The organism is Aquabacterium sp. A08, assembly GCF_011742065.1.
This window is the reverse complement of record NZ_JAAQQT010000122.1, coordinates 1-203: the sequence shown is the minus strand read 5'-3', so window position 1 is coordinate 203 and position 203 is coordinate 1. Positions and strand designations below refer to the sequence as shown.

Below are 203 nucleotides of genomic sequence, written 5' to 3'. Positions count from 1 at the left end.
TTGCCCATGCCAAAACCCTTGACGGTCTTGATCAGCAGCACGGTCGGCTGGCCCTTGTGGTTCACCGCCTTGTGGTAGGCCGCGTACACCTTCTGTGGGTCGTGGCCACCGCGCTTCAGGTTCCAGATGTCGTCGTCGCTCATGTGCGCCACCAGCTCCAGCGCCTTGGGGTCGCGGCCGAAGAAGTGCTTGCGCACGTAGGC

General features: G+C 63.5%; 1 protein-coding gene. It reads right to left on the bottom strand.

Annotated elements, in window-relative coordinates; all coding sequences use genetic code 11:
• The coding region (locus HA630_RS00690; protein ID WP_166832055.1) for a hypothetical protein at window positions 1-203 on the bottom strand (203 nt) is incomplete at both ends.